This is a genomic window from Microbacterium canaveralium, assembly GCF_047238045.1.
Classification (GTDB): domain Bacteria; phylum Actinomycetota; class Actinomycetes; order Actinomycetales; family Microbacteriaceae; genus Microbacterium.
On the sequence record NZ_JBDFMA010000002.1, the window covers coordinates 26,610 to 46,650 of the forward strand.

25 protein-coding genes are annotated in these 20,041 nt (G+C 68.4%); 17 read left to right on the top strand and 8 right to left on the bottom strand.

Features of this window, described 5'->3' with window-relative positions; translation table 11 throughout:
* The 4 genes from ABC271_RS00565 to ABC271_RS00580 all read left to right on the top strand — a co-directional run bounded on the left by ABC271_RS00565 (position 1) and on the right by ABC271_RS00580 (position 3,391).
* The gene (locus ABC271_RS00565; protein ID WP_412923029.1) at positions 1–1,431 is read left to right on the top strand and encodes a ferredoxin reductase family protein; all 1,431 of its coding nucleotides are present in this window, start codon (positions 1–3) and stop codon (positions 1,429–1,431) included.
* Positions 1,428–1,976 (top strand): FMN-binding protein, encoded by a 549-nt coding sequence (locus tag ABC271_RS00570; protein WP_412923030.1) that lies wholly within the window; start codon positions 1,428–1,430, stop codon positions 1,974–1,976. The genes ABC271_RS00565 and ABC271_RS00570 overlap by 4 nt, the downstream gene beginning before the upstream one ends.
* A gap of 2 nt (positions 1,977–1,978) precedes the next feature.
* Complete coding sequence (locus tag ABC271_RS00575; RefSeq protein ID WP_412923031.1) at positions 1,979–2,710, top strand: FAD:protein FMN transferase; 732 nt, start codon at positions 1,979–1,981, stop codon at positions 2,708–2,710.
* A gap of 165 nt (positions 2,711–2,875) precedes the next feature.
* Positions 2,876–3,391 (top strand): DUF2231 domain-containing protein, encoded by a 516-nt coding sequence (locus ABC271_RS00580; protein ID WP_412923032.1) that lies wholly within the window; start codon positions 2,876–2,878, stop codon positions 3,389–3,391.
* 192 nt (positions 3,392–3,583) lie between these two features.
* On the opposite strand, the gene ABC271_RS00585 is transcribed toward ABC271_RS00580, so the two are convergent.
* Complete coding sequence (locus tag ABC271_RS00585) at positions 3,584–4,639, bottom strand: IS110 family RNA-guided transposase (RefSeq protein WP_412923033.1); 1,056 nt, start codon at positions 4,637–4,639, stop codon at positions 3,584–3,586.
* 338 nt (positions 4,640–4,977) lie between these two features.
* Between ABC271_RS00585 and ABC271_RS00590 the strand changes: the two genes are divergently transcribed.
* A complete protein-coding gene (locus ABC271_RS00590) occupies positions 4,978–5,136 on the top strand; it encodes a hypothetical protein (RefSeq protein ID WP_412923034.1) in 159 nt (52 codons plus the stop codon).
* A 23-nt stretch (positions 5,137–5,159) separates the two neighbouring features.
* Here ABC271_RS00590 and ABC271_RS00595 read toward each other — a convergent pair whose 3' ends face one another.
* The 6 genes from ABC271_RS00595 to ABC271_RS00620 form a co-directional block, all read right to left on the bottom strand.
* Positions 5,160–5,882 carry a single-stranded DNA-binding protein gene (locus tag ABC271_RS00595; RefSeq protein WP_160897555.1) on the bottom strand — a complete coding sequence of 241 codons (723 nt, stop codon included), beginning with the start codon at positions 5,880–5,882 and terminating at the stop codon, positions 5,160–5,162.
* Positions 5,879–6,109, bottom strand: a complete 231-nt coding sequence (gene nrdH / locus ABC271_RS00600; protein WP_160897554.1) for a glutaredoxin-like protein NrdH — start codon at positions 6,107–6,109, stop codon at positions 5,879–5,881. Before nrdH ends, ABC271_RS00595 begins: the two co-directional genes overlap by 4 nt.
* Positions 6,106–6,366, bottom strand: coding sequence for a hypothetical protein (locus tag ABC271_RS00605; RefSeq protein ID WP_202401085.1), 261 nt, complete (start codon positions 6,364–6,366; stop codon positions 6,106–6,108). Before ABC271_RS00605 ends, nrdH begins: the two co-directional genes overlap by 4 nt.
* Before the next feature lie 29 nt (positions 6,367–6,395).
* On the bottom strand, positions 6,396–6,602 hold the full coding sequence (locus ABC271_RS00610) for a hypothetical protein (RefSeq protein WP_160897553.1): 207 nt from the start codon (positions 6,600–6,602) through the stop codon (positions 6,396–6,398).
* A gap of 405 nt (positions 6,603–7,007) precedes the next feature.
* Complete coding sequence (locus ABC271_RS00615) at positions 7,008–8,018, bottom strand: DUF3560 domain-containing protein (protein ID WP_160897552.1); 1,011 nt, start codon at positions 8,016–8,018, stop codon at positions 7,008–7,010.
* A gap of 24 nt (positions 8,019–8,042) precedes the next feature.
* On the bottom strand, positions 8,043–8,396 hold the full coding sequence (locus tag ABC271_RS00620; RefSeq protein WP_160897551.1) for a hypothetical protein: 354 nt from the start codon (positions 8,394–8,396) through the stop codon (positions 8,043–8,045).
* 331 nt (positions 8,397–8,727) lie between these two features.
* On the opposite strand from ABC271_RS00620, the gene ABC271_RS00625 reads away from it, so the two are divergent.
* From ABC271_RS00625 to ABC271_RS00635, 3 genes are all read left to right on the top strand, one after another.
* Entirely contained in the window at positions 8,728–9,003 is a 276-nt protein-coding gene (locus ABC271_RS00625; protein WP_412923035.1) for a hypothetical protein, read from the top strand.
* 47 nt (positions 9,004–9,050) lie between these two features.
* On the top strand, positions 9,051–9,299 hold the full coding sequence (locus ABC271_RS00630; protein ID WP_160897549.1) for a hypothetical protein: 249 nt from the start codon (positions 9,051–9,053) through the stop codon (positions 9,297–9,299).
* 69 nt (positions 9,300–9,368) lie between these two features.
* Positions 9,369–10,127, top strand: coding sequence for a ParA family protein (locus ABC271_RS00635; protein ID WP_160897548.1), 759 nt, complete (start codon positions 9,369–9,371; stop codon positions 10,125–10,127).
* A 394-nt stretch (positions 10,128–10,521) separates the two neighbouring features.
* On the opposite strand, the gene ABC271_RS00640 is transcribed toward ABC271_RS00635, so the two are convergent.
* Complete coding sequence (locus ABC271_RS00640) at positions 10,522–11,667, bottom strand: geranylgeranyl reductase family protein (RefSeq protein WP_160897547.1); 1,146 nt, start codon at positions 11,665–11,667, stop codon at positions 10,522–10,524.
* A 215-nt stretch (positions 11,668–11,882) separates the two neighbouring features.
* On the opposite strand from ABC271_RS00640, the gene ABC271_RS00645 reads away from it, so the two are divergent.
* The 9 genes from ABC271_RS00645 (at position 11,883) to ABC271_RS00685 (ending at position 20,004) form a co-directional block, all read left to right on the top strand.
* Positions 11,883–12,395, top strand: a complete 513-nt coding sequence (locus ABC271_RS00645) for a hypothetical protein (RefSeq protein WP_160897546.1) — start codon at positions 11,883–11,885, stop codon at positions 12,393–12,395.
* Positions 12,392–13,462: a hypothetical protein gene (locus tag ABC271_RS00650; protein WP_160897545.1), complete on the top strand. Its 1,071-nt coding sequence runs from the start codon at positions 12,392–12,394 to the stop codon at positions 13,460–13,462. The genes ABC271_RS00645 and ABC271_RS00650 overlap by 4 nt, the downstream gene beginning before the upstream one ends.
* On the top strand, positions 13,459–13,920 hold the full coding sequence (locus tag ABC271_RS00655) for a hypothetical protein (RefSeq protein WP_160897544.1): 462 nt from the start codon (positions 13,459–13,461) through the stop codon (positions 13,918–13,920). Before ABC271_RS00650 ends, ABC271_RS00655 begins: the two co-directional genes overlap by 4 nt.
* Positions 13,921–14,100: 180 nt before the next feature.
* Entirely contained in the window at positions 14,101–14,583 is a 483-nt protein-coding gene (locus ABC271_RS00660; protein ID WP_412923036.1) for a hypothetical protein, read from the top strand.
* Between the two features lie 3 nt (positions 14,584–14,586).
* Complete coding sequence (locus ABC271_RS00665; protein ID WP_160897542.1) at positions 14,587–15,744, top strand: hypothetical protein; 1,158 nt, start codon at positions 14,587–14,589, stop codon at positions 15,742–15,744.
* 71 nt (positions 15,745–15,815) lie between these two features.
* A complete protein-coding gene (locus tag ABC271_RS00670) occupies positions 15,816–16,127 on the top strand; it encodes a hypothetical protein (protein ID WP_202401084.1) in 312 nt (103 codons plus the stop codon).
* A 42-nt stretch (positions 16,128–16,169) separates the two neighbouring features.
* The gene (locus ABC271_RS00675; RefSeq protein ID WP_412923037.1) at positions 16,170–16,892 is read left to right on the top strand and encodes a DUF8175 domain-containg protein; all 723 of its coding nucleotides are present in this window, start codon (positions 16,170–16,172) and stop codon (positions 16,890–16,892) included.
* Positions 16,889–18,490, top strand: a complete 1,602-nt coding sequence (locus tag ABC271_RS00680; protein WP_160897540.1) for a TrbL/VirB6 family protein — start codon at positions 16,889–16,891, stop codon at positions 18,488–18,490. The genes ABC271_RS00675 and ABC271_RS00680 overlap by 4 nt, the downstream gene beginning before the upstream one ends.
* On the top strand, positions 18,487–20,004 hold the full coding sequence (locus tag ABC271_RS00685) for an SCO6880 family protein (RefSeq protein WP_412923038.1): 1,518 nt from the start codon (positions 18,487–18,489) through the stop codon (positions 20,002–20,004). The genes ABC271_RS00680 and ABC271_RS00685 overlap by 4 nt, the downstream gene beginning before the upstream one ends.
* Positions 20,005–20,041: the final 37 nt, after the last annotated feature.

Consider the following 20,041-nt stretch of genomic DNA (forward strand, 5'->3'; position numbering starts at 1 on the left):
GTGAGCACCACGATCCGACCGACCAGCGCACCCGCACCCCACGCCCCGACCACGCTGCAGCGGTCGCAGGCCGACCGCGAGCGATCCCTGCGCCGGCGCCTGCGTTCCGCGGACACGCTCGTCACCGCCAGCTGGCTCTCGGTCGCCCTCGCCATCGCGCTCTACCTCGCAGCCGGCGGACCCGCGCAGATCACCGATCTCGCCGGAGCCCTGACGGCCACGGGAATCGTCGCCGGCCTCGTCGGCACCGACCTGATCCTGGTCATGCTCGTCCTCGCCGCCCGGATCCCCTGGATCGATCGCACCTTCGGCCAGGACACCGCGATGGCGCTGCACCGCCGCCTCGGCAAGCCCGCCCTGTACCTGATCCTCGGGCACGGCGCCCTACTCACCGTCGGCTACGCCCTCACCGACGGGCTGACGCTGTGGAACGAGACACTCGCCCTGTACTCCGGCGCCGACATGCTCCTGGCGCTGCTCGGCAGCACCCTGCTGGTGCTCGTCGTCGTCACCTCCCTCGTCGCCGTGCGCCGCCGCTTCGCGTACGAGGCGTGGCACGCGATCCACCTCCTCAGCTACGCGGCCGTCCTCGTCGCCGTGCCCCACCAGCTCTCCGCCGGCCAAGTCCTCGCCGAGAGCACCCCGCAGCGCGTCTACTGGATCGCCCTCTACGTCCTGGCGTTCGGCGCGATCGCCTGGTTCCGGTTCGCGGTGCCGGTGCTCGCCACCCTGCGGCACCGGATCCGGGTCGAGGCCGTCGAGACGATCGCCCCCGGCGTCTTCTCGATCCACCTCTCCGGCCGCGACCTCTCCCGCCTCGGCGTGATCGGCGGGCAGTACGCGATCTGGCGGTTCTGGAGCCGCGGCACCTGGTGGCACGCGCACCCGATCTCCTTCTCCGCCGTCCCGACCGACACCCGCGCGCGGATCACCGTCCGCGCACTCGGAGCAGGGACGGACCGACTCGCACGGCTGCGCCCCGGGACTGCGGTCTCGATCGAGGGCCCCTACGGGATCTTCACCGACGTCGCCCGCACCGCCCCGCGCCTCGCGATCATCGCCGCCGGCATCGGCATCACCCCCGCCCGAGCGCTCCTCGAGCACGGCGGCCTGCGCCCCGGCGAGGTGACCGTCCTGCTGCGCGCCACCGACGACTCGCAGACCTACCTCTGGGACGAGACGCAGACCCTGGTGCGCAGCAGCCGCGGCGCGCTGTTCGGGATGATCGGCCGACGGCCCGCAGGGCTCGCGACGTGGATGTCGGCCGAGTCCATCGCTCGGGGTGTGACGATCACCTCGGCGCTGCCCGGCCTGCTCGAATCCGACCTGTATGTCTGCGGTCCCACAGTCTGGGCCGATCTCGTCGTCCGCGACGCGCGAGCGGCAGGCCTGCCCGACCGGCAGATCCACGTGGAGAGGTTCGACTGGTGAGAACACGAGCAGCAGTCGCCAGCGTCCTCGCCTCCCTCGCCGTCCTCGTCGGCGGCTGGCAGCTGGGATCGGCCGGCTCCACCGGATCACCGCTCGCCACCGGGACGAGTACCACCACGGCCACGGACAGGACGGTCCCCGCGGCGACCACGCCGACCCCGGCCGCCACCCCCGCCCCGACGACGCCCGCTACACCCTCCACCGGCGCCACCACCGACCCCTCGGCCGGCGCGAGCCCGACAGCCACCGCGAGCCCGTCCGCCTCGACAGACGGCACCTGGACCGGCTCGTCTGTGGCGACCCGCTTCGGCGCGGTGCAGGTCGCGATCACCGTCGCCGGCGGGCAGATCACCGACGTGGACGCGGTGCACCTCACGGACAAGGACGGCCGGTCCGTGTCGATCTCCAACCGGGCCGCGCCGATCCTGCGTCAAGAAGTCCTCTCCGCCCAGTCCGCGCATGTGCAGGCGGTCAGCGGAGCGACCTACACCAGCGACGGATACCTCACCTCCCTGCAATCGGCGATCGACCAGGCCGGACTCTGACCGTGCACACGTTCACGACGATGGGCACCGTCGTCAGCTTGCGCGCCGCTGACGATGCACCGGTAGGCGACGTCGAGGCCGTCTTCGCCGACGCCGACGCCCGCTTCAGCCTGTACCGGCCGGAGTCGGAGGCGTCCCGGATCGCCCGCGGCGAACTCGCGCTAACCGTCGCGTCCGAGCACATGCGGGCCGCCTACACCGAAGCACTCCACTGGCGCACCGCGACGGACGGCGCCTTCACCCCGCACCGGCCCGACGGCGTCATCGACCTCGCCGGAACCGTCAAGGCGACAACCATGGCTCAGGCGGCCCGGCTGCTCGGAGACGGCGACTGGCTGCTCGATGTCGGAGGCGACGTCCTCACTTCCCCCTCCGGCAGCTGGACGGTCGGGATCGTGGACCCCGACGACCGGCACGCTCTGCTCTGCGTCGTCCCACTCGGCGACGGGCGCCGCGCGATCGCCACCTCCGGGACCGCCGAACGGGGCGAACACGTCTGGCGCCGACCGGCCGAGCCCGGCGATGTCCCCTTCGTGCAGGTGTCCGTGATCGCCGAGGACATCGTCACCGCCGACGTCCTCGCGACCGCGATCCTCGTCGGCGGACACCCGACGCTCGATACGGTCGTGGACCGGTTCGACGTCGACGTCCTCACCGTCGACGCCACCGCCGCCCTTCTCGTCACCGACCGGCTCCGCCGCCTGATCGCACCGGCGAGCGAGCACACGCAATAACTCCACCCGGTCGACACCTCGCCCCTCGGCATGAAGCGGGGAGTCGGCTCCGAGGAAGGGCGAGCGATCGTTCGAGGGCTCACACGAACACCTCGACCAGCAGAGCGCGCAGGACCGGGCGCGTTAGCGTCACGAGGACACCCCCCCTCGACCGAAGGCGCCCCGATGAACGACTGGCAGATCAACGGCCTCCCCCTCCACCCGCTCCTCGTGCACGCCGTCGTGGTCCTGCTCCCCCTCGCAGCCCTCATGCTCATCCTCGGCAGCCTCTGGCCCGCCGCCCGCCGCAAGTTCGCCATCCTCACCCCGATCATCGCCCTCGCCGCGCTGATCGCCGTCCCACTTACCACGCAGGCTGGCGAAGCCCTCGAACGCCAGACGGAGCCGTCCGCGATCCTCGAGCAGCACACCGAGCTCGGCGACCACCTGCTCCCCTGGGCCGCCGGCCTGTTCCTCATTGCCCTGGCTCAGTGGCTCTGGTTCCGCCGCACACGACGAACCGACGACCGACCCGCCACCCGCCGTCCTGTCGTCGGAATCGTGCTCGCCGTTGCAGCGATCGCCATCTCCGTCGGAGCGACCATCGACGTCGTCCGCATCGGCGACTCCGGGGCACAAGCCGTCTGGATGGACTCGACCTCAAGCACAGACAAGGTGCCCGCTACCGACGGCGACGACTGAACGCTGTCCGCCGCCGCCGCCACCCACAGCCACACCTCAGGCAAGGACCAGTGCCTCCGGCAGCTGCACCGCGCGAAGGGGTGAGCGCGGGACGTGGAACATGGTCAAGGATGAACAGGACTGCAACAAGATCCTCATCGAGATCTCCGCCATGATCCGCGCCCGCGAATCCGTCACCAGAATTCGTAGACATCACGCCATCAGGACGGTTGCTCCCATCCGCGCTTCCAGCGCCTTGAAGATCTCGCGAGCGATGTACCTCTTCACGCACCGCCGGATCTCGCGAGCAGTGCGACCCTCAGCCGTGCGGCGGTCGACGTAGGCACGGGTGCGCACCTCTGACACCATCCGCACACGGGCGACGACGTCAAGCGCCCGATTCAGTTGCCGGTCACCGCCTCGATTCAGGCGGTGACGAATCGTGTTACCAGACGACGCCGGGATCGGATTCACCCCTGCGAGGGCTGCAAACGCAGCCTCGCTGCGCACCCGACCCGGATGGGAATACGCCGCAACCGCCACAGCCGCAGTCACCGGACCGACACCGTAGATCTGCTGCACGCCAGGCGCGAGAAGCTCGACGAGCTCGGCCAACGCCTCGCGGTTCTCTCGCATCTGTCGGCCCAGCTCGATCACCGTCGAGGCCAGCCGGAGGGCCTCGCCTCGGATGATGCGCTCCGCAACATCGACGTGGCGAACGTCCAAGTCGGCGAGCTTCTGCACACCACGATCAGTGAGCGCGCGCCTGGTATCGAGGCCGAAGTCCGCAGTCCGGACCAGCGCGTTCAGCTGGTTCCGTGCGCTCGTACGACGGACCTCCATGTCGCGGCGAGCATCGAGCGCCACACGCAGGGCGTTGCGCAGCCCGTCTGCTTTCGGTTGAGTCAGCGCGTCGAGCTCGATGCCCATCGCCGAAGTCGCGGCCGCGACCGCGTCGATTTCATCAGTCTTGCCGCGGACGCGGCTCGACTTCTTCGGCGGCCGGACCTCACAGAACGCAACTCCGTCGCGCTGCAGCGCCCTGCTCAGCGATGCGCCATACGAGCCGGTTCCCTCCATCGCGAACAGCACTGATTCGCTCGCCGTGCTTCCTACCCAGGCGATCGCTCTGTCGATCGCCGCCGCCGTGACCGGGAATGCTTTCGTGCCGAGGATCTCGCCGGTCTTGGTGGCGACGATCGCGTAGGTGTGCGTGCGGGCGTGGGTATCGACTCCGACGACGTGGTCGTAGTGGTGGGCGACGATCATGCGGCCTCTTCTCCTCAAGGGGTCATCCGGGTGGGATGCGCCGCGGAGGCATCTCTCTAACGAGTCACGCGACCCAAGTCGCGGACAACCTTCTATCAAGCCATCGCAGCGTCACGCCGGAACTGGCCGCTCGGACGGACAGGTCCCCAGCAAGACATTGCGGTCAAGAGTGTGATGAGTCACGCCCGAGCGAGCCAGAACCAGCCTGACAGCCAGCACCAGGCCAGCCGAGACCATTAGAGAGTGTGAGGGGTCGCCCCTCACGGGCCGGCGGCGCCGGCCCCACGACCGCGCCGGTTCACGTGGGCGGTGTCGGTGGTGGGTGCGATGATCGCCGGATGTGGGAACTGGCGCATCGAACACGTGACGCGGCGACGGCGACGGTGGTTCGCAGCAGCGCAGCATCCGGCGACGCGGCGATCGCAGAGGTACGGGCCTCGATGCCGGAGGATCACGTGATCCTCTACGTGCTCGAGGTCGAACGCGACGGGAGCTAGTCGCCCTCGCCCCCCCTAACGGGTTACTCGGCCGCGGCGCCGCGACGCGGTGCGCGCGGTGAGCGGGTGACGACGGCGGTCGCGCGGGAGAGGTCGGGGCCGATTGCGTCAGCTTCGAGGACGCGGCCGTGGCGGCGGTCTTCCCCTTCGCCCCATGCCACGGTGCGCTCGTATCCGACGACGATCACCGCGTCACCCTTGTGCAGCGACGCGAGCACGTGCTCGCCGAGTTCGAACTTCGCTTCCACGAAATGCGTTGTCGGGGCCTCGTGCGGGGTCCACTCCCCCGCGCGGTACTCGCCGGTGTTCTCGATCACGCGCAGCTTGACGATCTGCACGCGACCCGCCTGCACGGCCTCGGGGTCAACGGCCAGATTGCCGGTGATAGTCCTGGTGCTCATCTGTCGTCTCCTGCTCGTGCGGTTCGTTCTCCCCGTCGACGTCGACGGGATCTGAGGGGCGTCTGCGGCCGGGGTGGCTGGGTCCTCGTCGGCGGGCATTTCCAGGCCCCATGACGCGAGCGCGTCGCGGCGGGTGATTTCCACCGGCGGCTCCGACAGCGATCGCCGCTGCTCGAGCTCGGCGCGTGTGACGTAGTGCCCGGGGATGCGGCGTTCCTCGCCGTAGGCGGCGCGGTAGAACCGGTCGGCGTCGTTCTCCAACCGGTCCACCTCCCCCTGGCGGTCGGTGTATCCGGCAAGGTATCCGGCTCGGTAGTCGTCGCTGGTGGTGTCGTGCTCCCTCATGCGGCGTGCTTGTCGATGAGGTCGGGACGAAACCCCGACCAGTGGTCTTGATCGCCTGCCACGACCACGGGAGCGGCGGAGTAGCCCAGCTCGTCCATGACGTATTCGAGCGCTGCGGGGTTGGTGGTGAGATCCACGACGGTGTACTCGATGCCCTTCGCGTCCAGCGCGCGGTAGGTCGCCGTGCACTGCACGCACGACGGCTTCGAGTAGACGATGAGGCTCATTGCTCCGATCCTCCCTCAGTGTGGTGCGCGTCGCCCTCGTCGTCGTCGGTGGCGTGTTCTTCGATCCACAGGTCGGCCGCCTCGACCTGCCCGCATGCGCGCAGCATCTCGGCAAGCGCGTCGACCTCTCGGCAGCTGAGGCGCGTTGCCAGATCGGCAGCGGTGTCCGGGCGGGAGAACACGAGGGCGAACTCGGCCACCGCATCGAGGAAGGTCGGCCGATCCGGCGTCCGGTTGGTGTTGGTGGTGTCGGGCATGGCGTCTCCTCCTCGATGGGTGGTGCGGGTTACTGCTCAGTGGTGCGGGTCAGGGTGTCCACGAACATGACGCCCTCGGGGCCGGGAATCGTGGCGGTGTGCGCGAGTGCCCAACCGGTGCGGGCATGGGCTTGGAGGTCCTCGGTGCGCTCGGCGATCTTGCGGCCCTGGTACTGCCGGTCCTCAGCCGTGGTGGCCGGAACGAAGGTGCTGACGGTCGTGATCTGCTGGTGCATTTCTCTCTCTCCTCCTCATCGTTTTTTTGCCGTGAAGGCGGTTTCCCGCCTTAGCAACCGGAGGGCGCAGTGCAACCCGCAGGGCGAGGGGGGAGAGAGTTTCGGCGCGAAATAAGGGAGCGCAGCGACCGCGTGCCGAAAGTCTCGGAGGAGTCGGTGGCGCAGCCACTTGAACGGAGCCCGCAGGTAGCTACGAGGGAGCGAAGCGGACGAGCTGCCGCAGGCTTCACGGCAAAAAGCGTGAGCCCGTAGGGCGATCCTCGGCGGCCGACGGAGCCGGTCGACCTCTGGGCGTCGCTCCGTCGACGCTGCGGGAGCGCAGCTCGCGCCCCGCCGGCGGCGGAACGTCGGGGAGTGCGAGGGGGGCGCCCCTCACGGGCCGGCCCGAAGGCCGGCCCTCACCCCTCAGCTCGCCGCGGCGGCCTCCGTGGTGGTGGCCTTCTCGGCGGCGGCGGCCCGTGCGGCCTCGACCTCGGCGGCGGTGTGGTGCCCCTGCACGTCGGTGTAATCGACCTTGTAAGGGCGGGTCGTGTTGTTCCAGTCGAGCGCGACGGTCACGCTCTTGGGGTTCACGCGGGTGACGACGTGCCAGCCGAAACGGTGCTTGATCATGTCGCCCTTGGCGATCGTCTCGCGGCTGTGGATCGTGACCTGTCCAGCGGCGGCCTGGGCTTCGCGGACGGCGGTCCAGTAGGTGTGTTCGTCCTCGAGCTGCGCGCGCTGAGTCAGCAGCCGGTCCAGGTAGGCGCCCGTCGCGGGGGCGGTCGTCTCGATGTAGCCGCCTCCGAAGTTGTGCGAGCTGCCCTCGATCTTGCGCGTGTACCCGCGAATGTCGGTCGCGATCCGCTCGATGCGGCGGGCAACCATCCCCGGCGCGTAGCGGGTGTCGGTGGTCTTGGCGGCGACGTCGGCGCGGGCGCGGGCGCGGGTGGCCTCGCGGTCGGCCTCGACGCTGCGACCCATTGCGGCATCCGCCTTGGCGATCGCGTTACGGTGGCGGCCTTCGGAGTGGTGCCCGACCTTGATCGGCTCGCCGCCCTCGGGCAGGCGGTCCAGCGCACGGCGCGCGGCTGCGTCGGCGGCGTCTGCGTCGGCCGCGCGTCGGTCGGCCTTCGCCTCGAGCGCGTCGACGCGGGCGGCCTGGCGCTCGATCTTGTCCGCCTCCACCTCGGCGGTCGGCCGGAACGTCTCGTCAGCCTCGATCGTGACCTCGTGGCCGGCCTCGCGCAGCGCTGCCGCAGCACGGTTGATGTTCCACCACTTGGGCAGGCGGTCGCGGGACTGGGGGACGTACCAGGCTCCCATGGATCGGCCCCACCGCCAGCCGTTCGCCTTCAAGATTTCGGCGGTGCCGTCTCCGCGGCTGGTGCCCTCGATGATCGTTCCGGCTTCGGGGGTGTGGGTGATGGTGAGCATGTCGTTTCTCCTTGGGTGTGGGGGTCAGTCGTTGGCGAGGTAGTCGGCGCGGGTTTCGCTGCGGTCGTGCAGCGCGTAGGCGGCGGGGTACAGGTCGAGCGCTCGCGCGACCGCGACCGGCACGACGACGTAGGCGCCGGATGCCATGTAGCCGATGCGATCCGCGGCCACGCGCTCCGCGGGCTCGAAGTGCTGCAAGGTCATGCCGATGACTTCACGGGTGACCAGGCGCACGGCCGGGGTCTGCTCGGTCACCGGGTCGTTCCCACCGGCGCCGATGATGACCACCTGACGGGCGGTGCGGCTGATGCCCTCCTCCCCCGGTCCGTGGTTCACGCTGACGATGACTTCGGTACGTGTGCCGCGCTGCTCGCTCATGTGTCTCTCCCTCTGACTGATCGTTTTTCTTTGCCTCTCCGGCGGGAATGACCGTTTGAGCGGAGGCGGCGAAGTGACGCCGATTCCGGGCGAAATAAGCCCGTAGGGCGCGTCCGGAATCGGTGGCACGTAGCCGTTGGAGCGAAATAGGTTGAGACCGCGGAGAGGTGAAGAAAACCTCAAGGGATGGGCCGCTGTGCGGCCTCCCCACGGCGGCGCGTAGCGCTGCTGCGCGAGGTATCTCGCGCCCCCGGAACGGGCATCGCTTGCGCGGATTCGCGCTCGTCCCCACTCCCCCGGCCCGCACTCCTAACTTGCTGGCATCGAACACATGTTCGATACTTACGGGATGCGCGACGACGGACCTCGGTGGCATCCGCAGCTGCTCGCGCGCGAGGGCCCTCCTGCCCATTGGGTGATGCTCGACGCCCGAGACGATGAGGTTGGGGCGATCGACCTACGCCGCACCGACGACGGCCCGCGATACCGCGTCGAGTACAGGGGCTCACTCCTGGGCTGGGCGACGTCGCTCAAGATCGCGACGGAACGGCTGCATCGGGCGATCATTTCCGCAGGCGTTCCTCGCGGCGGGATCAACGGTTCGTGACTGCCGAGAGTGCGTGAGGGCTGCTCATGGTGCAGGTGTGGTCGCCCATGTCGCAGCTTCAGAGATCCCCCGAGCCGGGGGTTTGGTACATCTTCGACAACAGTCGACGTATCGCGATCGTGCGCGTCGTGGAGATTCATGGGCGCAAGCTCCTGCGGTCGGTCACCTTCGACCACGACCCCGCGCAGCGGCAGCTCATCGGATACTTCCCCGAGGACGCCATGCGACTAGCAGTGGAGTGCACGTGGGCGGAGTACGTCAAGCACCGCGGGCCCTCGACAAGCAATCGCAATTAGCTACCTAGATACCTATATAGGTATCTAGGTAGCTTGCTATCTGGCTTTGTACCCAGATAGGTTTCAGCCATGCAGAGCTTGATGATCTATAGCGAGAGCGGTGGAGCGACGAAGAGCACTACCGCTGTCTCTCTGGCGACGGTGGCCGCTGAGGACGGGAAACGCGTGATCTTGATAGACCTCGACCCCCGCGGCGCGACGACGAAGTGGCTCGACGCTCAGCCGGTCGATACCGGGCTCGACGTCGGCGCGATCCTGGGGAACCAGGACGTGCGGGGGTGGGCCGATGAGCTGGCGGTGGCGTCACCGTTCCACGAGAACCTGCGTGTCATCCCGTCCGATCGGAGCGTGAGTGCACGTGAAACAGACGACCCGGGGGAGGTTGGGCAACGCCTGGCCGACTCGCTCGAGGGCGTGCCCGCCGATCTGGTGATAATCGACTGCCCGAACCGGCAGGGCGGGTCACTGATATTCAACGCTCTGACTGCTGCGCAGTCCGTCATCTACGCCGCCACGCCGACCGCTGACGGCGTAGACGGGTTCCTCGGGGCCCAAGAGAGCGTGATGCGATACAACGCCACCAGCGGCCACCAGGCGGTCGCAGAGGCCGGAATCATCGTCGGTGGCTACAAGGAGACGGTGACGCCGCGCGAGGCGACGCACAGCATCGAGCAAATGCGTGAGACGGGCCTGCTGCTCACGCCTCTGATCCCGCACCGGACGATCGTGGGGGAGGTCCGGTACTCGCATGACTGGTACGGCCGTTTCCGCAAGGGCGCTCCCGTCGCTGACGCATACCGAGAACTGGCACGAAAGGTCATCCGATGACGAACGAAGATCGCCCCCAGAGCCTCCCTCGACGGGCACAGCCGGCACCTGACCGACGCGACCCGATCGAGTCGTCAAAGCCCCGCCCCGCGCCCGCTGCGGCGCCCGGTGCGCCGGCGCCGTCGACGCCCGCTCGATCGAGCGCGGCTGCTCCGCGTTCACGGCCGCGCAAGGCTCCCACGGAGGTACTGCACGCGGACATCGACGCCGAGCTGTCGTACTACGTGGAAGACCTGCGCGCAGCGACGGGGCGAACGAAACGAGACATCGTGGAGTCGGCCCTGCGCGAGTACCGGGACCGGAACCCGCTTGCGTAGGCACCGCCTAACCTAGATAGCCAGATACCTATATAGGTATCTGGCTATCTCGTCGTTCGGGGGAGGGGCTGTCGCGGCTAGCGAGAAAGCATCGCCACGGCGAGACGGACCGATGGGTGGCGGAATGCGCGGGCGAGGTTGGTGTCACCGTTGCAGAATCGGAAGAAGTAGTTGGCGCCGACGCGGGAGTGGGCCGTGAAGAGCTGCACCAGCGCGGAACGCTTCTCGAAGAACCGCAGGAACGCCGACCCGGCGCTGATTTCCGGTTCGAGCTCGCGCGTGATCTGCGCGGAGTAGCCGGTCAGCGCAGCCTCATCGCCGCCGATGAACGCCGCGGCAGCAGCACCGGCCCAGGTGCCCGATCGGAGAGCGAAGCTGATGCCTTCGCGTGTCCACGGCTCGAGCAGGCCGGCCGTCTCGCCGGCCACGATGACGTGTCCGCGGGCGGATGGTGTGCCGACCCGCCGCCATTGGGTGAGGTGTCCGCTGTCGTGCAGCGGGGGAGTGTTCGCCATACCGAGGCGGGCGAGCCACTGATCCAGGTACTCGCGGGTGTGCGGAGCATTGCCCTTGGCCTCGATGACGCCGACCGTGAGGGAGTCCTTCTTCGGGAACACCCATGCGTAGGTGCCGGGTCGCGGACCCCAGTCGAGCAAGGCGGTGGTCCGCCATTGCTCGCCGGCGGGCATCGGGATCTCTGCCTCTAGGCCGAGGTCGGCCTGTTCGATTTCGACGCCGACGTATCGCCCGATCCGGCCACCGGAGCCGTCCGCCCCGATGACGACCCGGGCAGTGAACGTCTCTTTGTCCGTGGTGAGGGTCACGATGCCGTCGTTCTCGCTGACAGCGCGGACGTTCACGCCGTCGCGAAACTCGGCGCCGGCGGCCTTGGCGGCGTCGACGTTCTGCTGGTCGAACGTCTCTCGCTGCACCATTGCCAGGGAGGCGTCCGGGCCGAAACGGCGGGTGATGCGGCCCATGTTGCGGGAGAACCCCACGGCATTGATGCGGCGATCGACGTCGTAGGTGACTCCGGGCGCGAGGTAGTTTCGAGAGGTGCCGATGAGGCCGCCGCCGCACGTCTTGCAGCGAGGGAACCGGGCCTTATCGAGCAGAAGCACACGAGCGCCGTTCTCGGCGGCGACGCGGGCGGCGGTGGCTCCTGCCGGCCCTGCGCCCACGACAACGACGTCCCAGCGGTTGTCGGAGGTCTCCTGTGTCATGGGGAAAAAGTCTATGACGGCGCGCTTCGACGGGCCTCGCCGCGGCGCGGTGGGGCGCTGGACACGGCTCACGTTCAGCCCGAAAACACCGGATGTTGCGAAGTTTCCCAGGCTTCCGGCAGACCGGCCCGATCGCCTAGGCATGACTATAAGATTTTCCGGTCGCTGGCGGGGCCGGGGGGCGCAGCCAGAGGACGCGAAACGAGGAGGGCCAGATGAAGCACCGCCAGCGGAGAGCGGCAGCACTGCAACTCGTGAAAGACCGGGGCATCCCCGACACCCTGAGCTTTGCGGACCTCGTGCAACTGGTTGAGAGCTACCGCGGAACGACGATCAAGTTCCGGCAGGACCCGCGGCTGAACGGGCAGCGCGTGTGCGGTGCGTGGACCGGTGATCCGGTCAACCGCATCGACACCATCCACGTCCCCGCCGACGCGAAGATCGAGATGCAGCTGTTCATCGGCGCACATGAACTCGGCCACATGCTGGACGAAGAAGTCGGGCGTGAGACGCGGCTGGGCGACGACCCCCGCGTCAAAGAATTCCTGGCATCCGTCCTAAACCCGGACCGCATGGTCCCCTACGCCTTCCAGGGCATCGACGACCTCACCAACGAGCGCGAAGCACGCGCCGAAGCAATCGGTGATCTGCTGGTGCTGCGCGTGCTGCGCGGACGCCGGCAGAACACCACCCGCGATTTCAAGTTCGAGCAAGTGTTCGCGGGATGACCTTCCTCGACGCAGCGGCGGCAGTGCTGCGGTGGCTGGTCGAAAGCCCCGTAGACGCCATCACCATCGTCGTGGCGACGGTGGCCTCTGTGTCGGTCCTGCGCAAGAAGATGCGCGAGCGGCGTTCCATGCTGCCCTCCGGCGTGCTCCTCTGGTCGGCCGCGTGCATCCTGCAAATCCACGTCGTCTACGACTTCATCGACCCCCTTTTGGGCGGCTCGAACGTCACGAACTTGCTCTATCGGATTCTCGTCACCGCGGCGCTGGGGTGCCTCGAAGTCATGGTGATTCGCGCCACGAAGGGCCGGGGCACCCCCTGGGAATCCCTGGTCGCGGCGATCGTCGTCGCGATGATCGCGCTGCAAGCACTGATCTTCGCTGTCAACTCTTGGCCGGTCACCGACACGTATCTTTCGGAGTACGGCGGCGAAGTCGGCCGCGAACTGTTCTGGAACGTGATGCCGCTGTGCATCGGCGTGTTCTCGGTGCACGTGATCTTGACCGTGGGTGCTGAGTGGCGCGCCCATTCGGTCCGCGCGACGCGGTGGGGACTGGCCCTCATCGGCTTCGCCGCCGCCCTTGATCTGCTGTGGCTGGTGGAGAACTTGGCGACGAGCACGTATCGCGTGCTCGCGGATAGCAGCTTCTTCCTGGGCCCGAATGGCGATGTCGTCGGGGCACTGCTGGTCGGTACGATGATCGCCTGTACAGGGCTAGGAGTGGCCGTCGGCTCGGCGGAAAGACTCGTAGACCACCTGTGGATGCGTCTGCTGCTGATTCGGGCGACTCCAACTTGGCACCGCGTCATCAAGTCAGCACCCGAGCTGACGTTGACGGGTAGTACGGGTTTGGCGAGTTCGCTTCTCACCCTGGAAGTCGAGCACGTCCTTTATCGAAGGTGGAAAGAAATGCTGGACTGCGAAAGAGCGGGAAAGTTCACGCCCACTGACGCTGAGCGCGGCCTTCTCGAGGAAATCGGACGCACCCTCAGCGGGTCCCCCGGAGAGACGCCCGACCGCGAGCACACCGGCCTCAGCGGCCTCCTGACGGCTGGACGAGCATCATGAGCGATACCGACTGGTACTCCCCGGAGCAGAAGCACGAGCGCGCCGAGCTGGCGCGCAAGCTGAACCTGCTTATGGATGTCATCGTTGCCGACGACGGCAAGCCGACGAGCTACCGGGCACTCGCCACGTTCCTGGAAGCGCGCGGCATCAAGCTCAGCCGCGCCCGGTGGACCTACATGACGAGCGGCAACCGCTACGTCGTCAACGACCGCAAGCTGCTGACCGGCATCGCGGAGTTCTTCGAGGTCGACCCGAGCTACCTTCTTGGCTCCAACAACGACGAGATTCCCGCCAAGGTCGAGGCCGCGTTGCAGTTCGTTCGTGCGGAACGGCTGGGCGCCGTCCGCCTGTTCGCAGCTCGCAAGCTCGGAGAGGTGTCGCCGGAGACGCTGGCAAAGCTCACCGCGATCCTGGACGAGGCCGCCGAAGAAACCGACCCGAAACCGACCGCCGGCTAGTACCGAAATACCTCCTAGGCATGCCTAGCTAGCCATGCCTAGAACTGTTACGCTCGCTCCCGTAGGGCAATAGCGGGGGACCTTCCCGCGCTGTGTCCACAGCGATGGGAGCGGCATCCGATGGTCCGACTGGGCACAAGTTCGCGGGGGACGGCGGGGGCCGTCCTTGCGATCGCATCGGTGCTGGCGTTGACCAGCTGCGCGGCAACGCCGGCGCCCGTCGACGCGGCCGACAGGGGCGCGGCCGCGTCGACGGAGGCTCCGGCCCCCATCGAGTCCGCCACGGCGGAGAGCGACCACGACGAGTCGATTCCGCACGACCACGACGTCGAGGTGGACCCGAACGCCGACGCTGACGTGTCGGAGCTCGCGACCCGATCGGTGACGCTGTTCTGCCGTCCGTCGCTCGCCTACGCGACGTGGATCGCAGAGCTGTACCCGGTGCTGTCGCAGTCGGCGGCGGTCGCTTACGAAACCGTCGACCCGGCGAACGTGCCGTGCACGAGCGTCACCGGTGCCGCGCGGATTCGCGACACGGACGGCGCCTACACGGCCCGCGTGCTCGTCCCCACGGATGCCGGCGACTACTCGGTGTACGTGCACCGCCCCCTCGACACTGCCCCGTGGGCTGTCGAGCAGATCACCCCCCTGGCATCGGAGTAACCGGTGGCGAAGGGGGGAGCGGGCGTGCTGGCCGTGGTCATGGTGCCGGTGCTGGCGATCGCAATGCTGCTGTGGGTGCTGTTCTTCGGCGGCTCGGCTGCCGCGGCGTGCCTGCCTGGCGGGGGACCGGTGAATATCGCCGCGATCCCCGCGGATGCCAAGGTCGGCGCGTACGGTCACGACCAACTCGTTAACGCCGCACTGATCGTCAACGCGGGCGCTGCGAAGGGCCTCGGCTCGGACGGGCAGACCCTCGGCGTGCAGACGGCGATCGGGGAGTCCTCCCTGGTGAACATCGACTACGGCGACAACGCGGTCAACCCGGACGGGTCGATCGCTGACTCCATCGGTCTGTTCCAGCAGCAGTCCAGCTGGGGCACCGTCGAAGAGCGCATGGACCCGACGACCTCGGCGGGATTCTTCTACGACCGTCTCGTGAAGGTCGAGGGGTGGCAGGCGATGGAGCCTTCCATCGCGATCAACAAGGTGCAGCGCAACTCCGACCCCAACCACTACACGAAGTACCGCGGCGACGCTGTGGCGATCATGGCGTACTTCGCCACCCTCGGCGGCGGCTCGGCTACGCCCGGCGCAACGACTCCGGCGTCGACATCGACGGCGACGCCGGCCCCCGTCGCCGCGGGGTGCGCCGCGATCTCCGGCGATTCTCAGGCGCTCGCGCAGGGCCTCGTGAAAGCGATGGAGGAAGGTCGGCTGACCTTCCTCGAGGACCGCTACGCGCAGCAGGTCCGCGACGTCGCCGCGGGCACCGCCTCGGCAGACTGCGGGATCGACCTCCGCATCCTCCAGATCATGACGGTGGCGCTGAACACGTTCGACAAGGTGGGCGTCTCCGACATCAACCGCAAGTGCACCGGCGAAACCGGATACGGGGCGGGCACCGCCTCGTCGCACTACATCGACGGCGGCGGCCACGCGGTCGACTTCTACTCCTTCAACGGCACCGCCACCACCGGCTGCGACGCAAACGCACTCAAGCTGCTCGGCGTCCTCGACCCGCAGGTGCCCAACGGCACGCGCGCCGGCCAGATCCAGTGCCGCTCCGTCACGTACGTGAACATCAGCGGCTTCTACGACCCCGCAACCCACCTGCACATCGACATGGGCTTCACCGACGCCCCTCTCACAACCACCGGATAACCGGACCCTTTCGGCGCCGCACCGGGCGGCACGAGAACCCCGCACCACCAACACGAAACGGAGAACAACCCATGTCTGCACTTCTCGCAGCAAGCGACCTGATCACCGCCGCCGCACCCGCTGTGCTCGCCGGCGTCGTGCCCGACCCGGGCTCGGGCTCCATGCCTCCCGGGTTCGAGGCGTTCACCACCGTCATGGGCTGGGCCAAGTGGGTCGGCCTCGGCGTCGCCGTGGTCGGTCTGATCATCCTCGGCGTCACCATGACCGTCTCCGCCCGCCGCGGTGAGGGCGGCGAGATCGGCGGCTGGCTCGGCCGTCTGCTCGTCGGCGTGATCATCGTGTCGGCGGCGTTCACGATCGTCGGCTTCTTGATGGGCGCGTAGCGTCCCGGAGGAAAGCCACCGATCAACGAAAGGCACGACGTCATGAGCGACGCAGAATCCCGCAACCCCTTCACCAGCAAAGGTTTCATCTTCGGAGCGATCATCTTCGGAGTCCTCGTGCTGGCGGCGATCCTGCTCGCTGTCACGTCCCTCGGCGGTGGTGGCGGGCAGACCGCGCCCGCCACCACCGCAACGCCCACCGCCTCCGCTGTGGCGGCCGGTGAGGCAGCAAGCGTCTGTGGCCTCCCGGGCTACGACGAGAGCGGTGACCTCACCGCCGCACCCACTACTGACTGGACCATCGTCGGAACAATGGCGGCGCCCTCTTCGGAAGAGGCCGGTCCCGGGGTGGTTGCCGAAAGCGGTCTGCGTAGCTGCTACGCCCACACGGTAGAAGGTGCGTTGTTCGCAATGGCGAACCTTTGGGCAATGGGCACTGACGGTCGACTCTCGGCGGTCCTGCTCGAGGAGCAGACCGCGCCCGGAGCGGGTCGCGACGCCGCACTTGCAGCGGGGGCGGCTCAGAGCAACACGGGCGGCAGCGTGCAGATCGTCGGCTTCCGCGTCAGCTCGTATACCGCGACCGAAGCCACGATCGACATCGCATTCCGCACGAACACGAACCAGCTCCTCAGCTTCCCCGCGCCCGTGAAATGGGTTGACGGGGACTGGAAATTGGTCCTGACCGACGCCGGTCAACCTCCGTTCCGCCCGTCGACGCTCACGAGCCTCGGCGGCTATACCCCCTGGGCAGGTACCGAATGAATCCACCCGCAGGAGAGCCCTGCACGCCGCTGGACGTGCTGTGCTGGTCCTCGGCCGGGCTCGGCGAAATCGTTTCGAAAGCCTCGAACGACGCGCTGCAGCAGTTCGTGAACAACATCTTGGAGGGCTACGGCAAAGCGATCGTCTCACTCGGCACCCTCTGGGTGAACGTTCCCTCCCCGGTGACCGTAGTCGACCGGGGAGGCGGCGTTAACGGCGGTGGCACGCCACCGCTGCCGGGCGCTTTCGAGACGATCCTCGGCTATGTGACGTGGGTCGCTGCGGGCCTCGCGGTCATGTCGCTCATCATCGCCGGCGTCATGATGAGCGTCCGTCGTCGCCACGGCGACGGCGAGGCGCACATGGGCCGCATCAGCGTCATCATCTTCGCCGTCTTCCTGCTCTCCGCAGCCTCCGCGCTCGTCACCGGGTTCCTCCCGCTGGCAATGCACCTCAACGAGTCCTCGAGCGTGGTCGGCTGGGTGCAAGGTCAGCTCGAGTGGTACGCCGGCGGCCTCGCAATCCTCTCGATCCTCGTCGCCGCCGGCCGCATGGTGTGGACGCAGCGCGCGGGGGAGCTGCGCACCCTCGCCCGCTCCGTGCTGACGCTGATCGCTGTCGCCGGGGCCGGGCTCGTCGTCATCCGTCTCGCCACGCAAGCGGGGGACGCCTTCTCCATCTGGATTCTCAACAACTCCACCAACTGCGACGTCACCAACGGTGAGAGCAACTGCTTCGGCACGAACGTCTTCGCGATGATTAACCTCACCGCGACCTCGCCCATTGGCCTCATCGGCCTGTTCTTCCTCGGCATGCTCGCGGTGCTGATGACCTACATACAGATCGCGCTCATGATCTTCCGCGGCGCGATGCTCGTCGTCCTGGCCGGCATCTTCCCCGTCGCCGCAGCGGCGACGAACACCGAAATCGGGCAGCAGTGGTTCAAGAAGGCAATGGCTTGGACCCTCGCCTTCATCCTCTACAAGCCCGCCGCCGCAATCGTCTACGCGATCGCGTTCCGCATGACCGGAACCGACCTGTTCAAGTCGGACGGCACGGGTCTTTTCCAGATCGTCACGGGGCTCGCGCTGATGTTGATTGCCCTCGTCGCACTGCCCGCGCTGATGCGCTTCCTCGTCCCCGCGGTCGCGTCCGTGGGTGGCAGCGGCGGCGGAGCGGGCCTGCTTCTTGGAGGCGCGGCGATCGCCGGTGCCGGGGACATCGCCACCGGTGCGATCCGCTCGCGCGGCGGCTCGGACGGCGGCGGCTCCGGCGGTGGAGGCGGCGGCTTCGGCTCCGCACCGAGCGGCAGCAACGCCGCTGCGGGCGGCAGGGGCGCAGCCGCCGCAACGCCTGCGGCACCCGTCCCCGTGGGGGCGGGAGTCGGCGCTGGCGCTGGCGCAGCCTCGGGCGGTGCCGCCGCGGGCGGCGCCGCGGCCGGGGGAGGCGCAGCAGCGGGCGGAGGCGCAGCAGCCGCCGGCGCCGGGCCGATCGGGGTGGGCCTCATGGTCGCCACCAAGGCCGCTGAGGGCGCGAAGAACGCAGCAGGCGCGGTCAAGGCCGCCACGGATGACGCGACGGGAAGCGGGAACTCATGACCACCACAACGCCTACGCGCAGCGCTGAGGCGCCGCGCACATACGGCAACTGGCGCCGCCCGCAGACCGCGGGACTCGGCGGCCTCGGGCAGCTCGCCACCGGCGTGCTGTTCGTCGGCATCCTCTCCTCGATCATCGCGTCGATGTTCTCCGGCCTCGGCGCCGCGCTCATCACCGCGGGGATCTTCGGCGGGATCTTGCTGACGGTTTCGGTGAAAGACAAGCACGGGCAGAGCGCCCTCGGAAGGACGGTGAATCGCGTGAACTGGATGCGCACGAAGGCCAAGGGAGCGAACGTGTACCGTTCCGGCCCCACGGGGCGAGCGAAGTGGGGCACCTACCAGCTCCCCGGTCTTGCGGCGGCGTCGCAGCTCACCGAGCACGAGGACTCGCACGGCCGCAAGTTCGCGCTCGTGCACATTCCCTCGACCAAGCACTACACCGTCGTGATCGCCACCGAGCCGGACGGTGCGGCCCTGGTCGACCAGGAACAGGTCAACAACCAGGTCGCGGAGTACGGCATCTGGCTCTCAAACCTCGGGGATGAGCCCGGCATCGAGGCCGCCTCGGTCACCGTGGAGACGGCACCTGACACCGGCACGCGCCTGCGCTCGGAGGTGGAAGGGTCGATGGACCCCGACGCCCCGGAGTTCGCTCGAGCGATGCTGTCGGAAGTCGTGGACAGCTACCCGGTGGGATCGGCCACGATCCGCGCATACATCGCGGTCACGTTCTCGTCGCTGTCGCGCATCGGCGGGAAGCGCCGCAACGCGAAAGAGGTCGCCGTCGACCTCGCCGCGCGTCTGCCCGGACTCACCACCAGCCTCGCGGCCACCGGTGCGGGCGCAGCTCGCCCACTGGGCGCACAGGAGCTGTGCGAGGTTGTGCGAGTCGCGTACGACCCCGCTGCGGCCGTCCTCATTGACGAGGCCCGCGCCGCCGGCGACGTGCCGGAGCTGTCGTGGACGGACGTCGGCCCCGCCGCCGCTGACGCTCGATGGGACTCGTACCGGCACGACGGCGCGGTGTCGACGTCGTGGACCATGACGTCTCCGCCGCGTGGAGTCGTGCAGTCGGGCATCCTGGCTCGCCTGCTCGCCCCGCACCGTGACGTCGCCCGCAAGCGCGTCACCCTGCTTTACCGTCCGATCGACCCGGCCCGCGCTGCGGCGATCGTGGAGGCGGACCTGAACGCCGCCCAGTTCAACAGCTCGGCGTCGACCAAGCCCACCGCCCGCTCCACGCTCTCCACCCGCTCCGCCCAGGCGACCGCGGCTGAGGAAGCATCCGGCGCGGGGCTGCTGAACTTCGGCCTGATCGTCACCGCGACCACGACCGATGCCGCGCACGAGGCGGACGCCCGCGCAGCGATCGACTCGCTCACCGCCGCGGCGCGTCTGCGCGTGCGGCCGGCCTTCGGGTCACAAGACACCGTTTTCGCCGCCGGTCTGCCGCTGGGGCTCGTGCTCCCGCGGCACCTGCGCCTGCCCACCGAAGTGAGGGAGTCCCTGTGAGCATGCTCACCCGCCTGTTCGCCTCCAACAGTGACGA